5 protein-coding genes are annotated in these 6,018 nt (G+C 71.9%); all 5 read left to right on the plus strand.

From position 1 onward, the window contains the following. Positions 1 to 474: 474 nt before the first annotated feature. Complete coding sequence (locus WBN91_RS26400; RefSeq protein ID WP_337729008.1) at positions 475 to 2,022, plus strand: MFS transporter; 1,548 nt, start codon at positions 475 to 477, stop codon at positions 2,020 to 2,022. Between the two features lie 81 nt (positions 2,023 to 2,103). Further along, positions 2,104 to 3,816, plus strand: a complete 1,713-nt coding sequence (locus WBN91_RS26405) for an acyl-CoA dehydrogenase family protein (RefSeq protein WP_337729009.1) — start codon at positions 2,104 to 2,106, stop codon at positions 3,814 to 3,816. Then, positions 3,813 to 4,448, plus strand: a complete 636-nt coding sequence (locus tag WBN91_RS26410; RefSeq protein ID WP_337729010.1) for a hypothetical protein — start codon at positions 3,813 to 3,815, stop codon at positions 4,446 to 4,448. Before WBN91_RS26405 ends, WBN91_RS26410 begins: the two co-directional genes overlap by 4 nt. 49 nt (positions 4,449 to 4,497) lie before the next feature. Further along, complete coding sequence (locus WBN91_RS26415) at positions 4,498 to 5,610, plus strand: hypothetical protein (protein WP_337729011.1); 1,113 nt, start codon at positions 4,498 to 4,500, stop codon at positions 5,608 to 5,610. 2 nt (positions 5,611 to 5,612) lie between these two features. Beyond that, the coding region (locus WBN91_RS26420) for a hypothetical protein (protein ID WP_337729012.1) at positions 5,613 to 6,018 on the plus strand (406 nt) is incomplete at its 3' end.

Genomic DNA, 6,018 nt, shown 5'->3' on the forward strand with positions numbered 1-6,018 from the left:
GAGGCCCTTCCCGTGGTCGCTGCCGCTTGGCTTGCGCCTTCGGCGGAAAAGCATCCCGCCCTGCGGGCGAAAAGCGGCGCGACCGGTTGAGTCTCGGGGCGCGTGGGCTTGCGGCCGGCGGAGGTGGTGTGGGTGGGCAGTCGGAGCTTCGCGCGGGGAGGCGGCTGGTGTTGGGCGCGGAGAGGTGACCGGCGTTGGGCGGGGGCGGCTGGTGTGGAGCGTTGGGCGCGGGGAGGCGGCCGGTGAGGGCGTGGGGCGTCGTGCATGGGGGCGGCTGGCGCTGGGTGTGGATGGCGATGCAGGCGGCTTGGGCGGGGGGCTGGGGCGGGGGGCTGGGGTTCTAGAGGGGAGTTACCGGCGGGTTGAAGGGGTGGTGGGGGTTGTGGGCTGCGGGGGGATACCCCCTCCCTGTATGTTCTGGGTCCGCACTTCGATACCCCCGCTGGGTATCACCGCCGAGTGAAGGGATGGGTCATGGACACCGCGAACCAAGCGCCACCACGTGCCGGGCGGCGGGAGTGGGTGGGACTGGGGCTGTTGGTGTTGCCCTCGTTGTTGCTCTTCATGATGTTGACGATCCTGTTCCTCGCCATCCCGCACATCGCCGCCGACCTGCGGCCCGATGGCACGCAGATGCTGTGGATCGTCGACATCTACGGCTTCCTGATGGCGGGCTTCCTGGTCGCTATGGGCACCCTCGGGGACCGGGTGGGGCGGCGGAAGTTGTTGGTGTTGGGGTCTGCGGTGTTTGCCGTGGTGTCGGTGGTGGCCGCTTATACCAACGACCCATCGATGATGATCTTGTGGCGGGCTGTGTTGGGGGTGGCCGCTGCGGCGGTCATGCCTGCCACCTTGGGGTTGATCTTCTCGATGTTCCTCGACCCCAAGCAGCGGGGTGTGGCGATCGGGGCTTGGGCGGCCGGGATCTCGGTCGGGGTGGCGTTGGGGCCGTTGTTGTCCGGGTTGTTGCTCGAAGTGTTCACCTGGCGGGCCACGTTCCTGGTTGCGGTGCCGGTGATGGCGTTGGTGGCGGTGGCTGCGCCGTTCGTGTTGCCGGAGCACAAGGATGCTTCTGCGGGCAGGCTGGACGTGTTGAGTGTCGTGCTGCTCCTCGTGGCACTGCTGCCGTTGATCTACGGCGTGAAGGCCCTGGCGAAGGACGACTCGCTGCTGGAAGCGGTGGCAGCGATCGTCATCGGTGTCGGGTTCGGTGTGTGGTTCGTCTTGCGGCAGTTGCGGATCGACGTGCCGTTGCTCGATGTGCGGCTGTTCGCCAACCGGACGGTGTCGGGGGCGCTGTCGGTCTACGTGCTGGCAGCGCTCGCGATGGGTGGCATGTACCTGATGTTCACGCAGTACCTGCAACTGGTGGCGTCGCTGTCGCCGTTGCAGACGGGCCTGGCGATCCTGCCGGCGGCGTTGGTGTTGGTCGGTGTCTCGATGACTACGCCGATCCTGGCGCGGCGGGTGCGGCCCGGGTACATCATCGCGGGCGGGTTGGCGGTTCAGGTTGTCGGCTACCTGATGTTGACGCAGGTCGAGAGCACGGCCGGGCTTCCGTTGCTGATCGCGGGGTTCATCGTGCTCTACCCGGCGGTGAACCCGGCGATGGCGTTGACCACGGGACTGGTCGTGGGGTCCGTGCCGCCGGAGAAGGCGGGGGCGGCGTCGGGGTTGAGCACCACCGCGAACGACCTCGGGTTGTCGCTGGGTGTGGCGTTGATCGGCAGCATCGGCGTGGCCGTGTACCGGGGCGGGGTCGTGCTGCCCGACGGGCTGACCGCGGAGGACGCGGCGGCGGCGCGGGACAGCTTGGACGGTGCGGTGGCGGTGGCCGGGCGGGTGTCCGGTGAGCTGGGCGGGCCGGTGTTGGAGACCGCGCGGGCCGCGTTCACCAGCGGGCTCAACACCGGGGCTTTGATCGCGGCCGTGGTGGCGGCGGTGGGTGCGGTGTTGGCGGCGACCCGGTTGCGGCACGTGCCGCCGACCGGGGGTGCGCACGACGAGAGCGCGAAGGCCTGAGAAGCGCGAAGTCCGCAGAAGTGTGAAGGCCTGAGAAGCGTGGAGTTCTGAGAAGAGTGAAGGTCTGAGAGAGGGGCGACGGTGACCGGTTCGAGTTTCGGCAGGGAGCTCTTTCGCGGCCGGCTGCGGCTCGACCTGGTCGAGTCGCAGCCGGGCGGGCTCACGGTCGAGGAGGACGCGTTCCTCGCGCGGCTGCGGACGTTCTGCGAGCAGAAGGTGGACGGCACGCTCATCGAGCGCGAGGACCGCATCCCCGACGAGGTGGTCGACGGGTTGCGCGACCTCGGGGCGTTCGCGATCAAGCTGCCGCGCGAGTACGGCGGCCTCGGGCTGTCCGGCCTGTGTTACCTGCGGGCGTTGATGGTGTCCAGTTCGGCGCACTCGTCGCTGGGCGAGTTGCTCGCCGCGCACCAGGCGATCGGTCTGACCCAGCCGCTGCTGCTGTTCGGCACCGACGAGCAGAAGCGCGAGCTGCTGCCGCGGTGCGCGCGGGAGATCTCGGCGTTCACGCTGACCGAACCGGACATCGGCAACGACCCGTTCCGGATGCGCACCACCGCCACGCCCACCGCGGGCGGGTACGTCCTGGACGGGCTCAAGCTGTGGGTCACCAACGGGACGATCGCCGACCTGCTGGTGGTCATGGCGGTGGTGCCGGCGGCGGAGGGCCGGCCCGGCGGGATGTCGGCGTTCGTGGTCGAGGCGGACGCGCCGGGTGTCACCGTCGAGCACCGCAGCTCGTTCCTCGGGTTGAAGGGCCTGGAGAACGGGGTGGTCCGGCTGCACCGGGTCTTCGTGCCCGACGACCGGCGCATCGGGCCGGAGGGGCAGGGGCTGGAGGTCGCGCTGGCCGCGCAGGACACCGGTCGGTTGTCGCTGCCGTCGGTGTGCGCGGCGGCGGCCAAGTGGAGCCTGAAGATCGCCCGCGAGTGGTCGCGGGTGCGGGTGCAGTGGGACAAGCCGATCGGCGCGCACGAGGCCGTGGCCGCCAAGATCGCGTTCATCGCCGCCACCGCGTTCGCGTTGGAGGCGATCGTCGAGGTGTCCGGGCGGCGGGCCGACGCGGGCGCGGACACGCGGGCCGAGGCGGAGTTGGCGAAGCTGTTCGCGTCCGAGCAGGTGTGGCGGGTCGCCGACGAGCTGGTGCAGGTCCGCGGCGGGCGCGGGTACGAGACCGCCGAGTCCGCCGCCGCCCGCGGTGAACGCGGTGTGCCGGTGGAGCAGCTGCTGCGGGACGTGCGGATCGGGCGGATCTTCGACGGCTCGACGGAGGCGTTGCGGGTGTTCATCGCCTCCGACGCCTTGGGCGACACCGAGGAGCCCGCGGACGTGCCGGCGGTCGAGAGCGACTTCGGTGAGCTGGCGGGGCACGTGTCCTTCGCCGTCGACACCGCCCGCGAGCTGGCCCGGCACCTGGACCGGGGGCGCAAGCGGTGGGGCGAGCAGGTCCTGGAGCGGCAGCTGTTCGTGGGCCGGGTCGTGGACATCGCCGCCGAGCTGTACGCGATGTCGGTGAGCTGCGTGCACGCGCGGGCGCTGGGCGGGACGGCGGTCGAGCTGGCCGACGCGTTCTGCGCCCAGTCCCGGCGGCGGATCGCGCAGCTGTGGGACCGGCTGTGGGTCAACACCGACGAGAAGGACTCGGCGCTCGCGGCGCGGGTGCTGGACGACACCTACACGTGGCTGGAGGACGGCGTGCTGGACCCGTCGATCGAGGGGCCGTGGATCGCCGAGCCGGCGCCCGGACCGTCGACCCGGGCATCGGTGCGGCGCACCCGGTCGGAGAGGGGATGAGCGTGGACGAACGGGTCGCGGACCTGGTGGCGCGGGGGCGCCAGGCCCTGGTGAAGGCGCCCAACCGGTTCCTGGAGCTGGTGGAGGCCGGTCCGGTGGAGACCGCGCGGTTGCGCGTGCTGGCCGGGGAGCTGTTCCACCTGGTCTCCAGCGACCGGCAGAGCTTCGCGCTGCTGGCGGCGAGGTTCCCGGAGCCGTTGTTCCTGGCGATGGCCGGGGCGGAGGACGAGGCCCTGGCGTTGCTGCTGGACTTCGGCGCGGCGGTCGGCGTGGGCGAGGACGACCTGCGGGCGCACGAGCCCCGACCCCTCGCCCAGGCCTACCCGGCTTACCTCGCGCGGACGGCGGTCTTCGGCCCGCGCGGCGCGGTGCCGCTGGCGCTGCTGGTGAACGTCGAGGGATCCGGCGGAACCTACGCGCGGCTCGCGGACGCCCTCCAGGCTCACGGGTTCACCGACCAGGCGGTGGCGCACTTCCGGTTCTTCGCCGAGACACCGCAGGAGGTGCTGGACCAGGCGGCCGAGGTCGTGGCGCGGGGCCTCGACGCCGGCGACGACCCCGTGGAGCTGCTGCGCGCCGCACGCATGGTGGACACCTACGAGGCCGCGTTCTGGTCCGTCATGACCGAGTAGCGCGGGCCTGCGTCCGGTTAGGCTGCGCCGGGCGTCGAGGGGAGCCGACATGGCCGGATTCGTGGTGGACCCACCGTCGGTGGCGGGCCTGGGGCGGTTGGTCGCGCGCAACGGCGAGGCGATCGGTCGGTTCGTGCAGGAGCTCGAGTACCGGCGGCCCGACGGCTACCAGGAAGGGCTGCTGGGCCTGCTCAACGAGCCGTTGAACCAGGTCCAGCGGGTGGGCGAGGCCAACACCCGGCACGGCGCCGACCTGGCCGCCGCGTCCGGCACGGAGTTCGGCAAGGTCGCCGCCTACTACGTCCGGACCGACCGGGCGAAGGCCTCGGAACTGGACGGCAAGTACCCCGGCGCCACGCCCACCCGCATCGACGAGGACGACGTCGTCGCCCCGGACGCGACCTTCGACGAGGGCCGCGACCCGGCCGCCGACCCAGCCGACCCGTCGCGGCCCTACCAGGGCGTCCCGAAGGACCCCGACGAGAAGGCCGTCGCCGAGGGCTGGCCGGTGGACATCGAGCAGCGGCTCGACGAGCTGCTGGGCCGGTGCTCGGTCGCCCAGCACGTCCGCGACCTCATGCGGGCGCTGACCAACCGGGACGTCTTCGAGGAGCTGACGCGGCTGGTCGGCGGCGACTGGAGCAACCTGTACCGGCAGGGCCAGGCCTTCGAGGACACCGCGTACGCGTACTCGATCGTCAAGGAGAACGTCGATCGCGGGCGCTACCTGGTGCAGGACAAGTGGGACGGCAACGCGGCGAACGCGGCCGAGAGCTGGCTCGCCGAGTACTCCGCCGCCTGCCAGGGGCACGTCGAGTTCATGACCGAGGTCGCCGGGCAGATCAAGAAGTTCGCGAGCGCGGCCTACCACGCGGTCAGCGCCCTGACCATCCTCGTGGACACCCTGCTGGACACGCTGGTCGACCTGCTGACCCGCAACGCCGGGGCGTTCATCGGCGGGGCGATCAGCGTCCTGCGCGGGCAGAACCCGCTCCACGGGGTCGTGTCGGTGCTCCTGTCGGTGTCCAAGATCTCCAGTGCCATCGACGCGGTCCGGGCCGCCGCGCACGTCGCGGTGTCGGCGTTGCAGGTGCTGGTGGGCAACGGCGAGGTGGTCGCCAAGCTCTGGCCGTGCCTGCCCTACGACCACGCGGCGGTGTGACGGTGGAGAACCCCTGGGCGACTCCCGCGGGACTGCGGGCGCAGCAGGCGCGGACGGTGCAGCTCGCGGCCGGGTCGGGCGAGGTCGCGGACTTCGCGCGGGAGGTCGTGGCGGGGCGCGCGTCGAGCCGCGACCTGCTCTACCGGTCGGCGTTGAGCGACCAGGCCCTCCAGCCGGTGCGCGACCTGGTGGAGCGCTGGCACCGCCTGCCTCCCGCCGACCGGGCCCGGCTGGAAGCCGAGGCGGCGACCGCCGTGGAGGACCGCATCGCGGCGCTGAACACCCTGCCGACCGAACCTCTCGCCGCCGAGCCGCCTGCCGCCGAACCGCGTGCCGCCGAACCGCGTGCCGCCGAACCGCGTGCCGCCGAACCGCGTGCCGCCGAACCGCGTGCCGCCGAACCGCGTG

It is taken from the genome of Saccharothrix sp. CCNWYY140 (assembly GCF_037401995.1).
In the GTDB taxonomy this organism is placed as follows: domain Bacteria; phylum Actinomycetota; class Actinomycetes; order Mycobacteriales; family Pseudonocardiaceae; genus Actinosynnema.

What these genes read in the sequence shown, in the direction of transcription:
- WBN91_RS26400 (WP_337729008.1), top strand. Translation starts at nt 475, where the DNA reads ATGGACACCGCGAACCAAGCGCCACCACGTGCCGGGCGGCGGGAGTGG.
- WBN91_RS26410 (WP_337729010.1), top strand. Translation starts at nt 3,813, where the DNA reads ATGAGCGTGGACGAACGGGTCGCGGACCTGGTGGCGCGGGGGCGCCAG.
- WBN91_RS26415 (WP_337729011.1), top strand. Translation starts at nt 4,498, where the DNA reads ATGGCCGGATTCGTGGTGGACCCACCGTCGGTGGCGGGCCTGGGGCGG.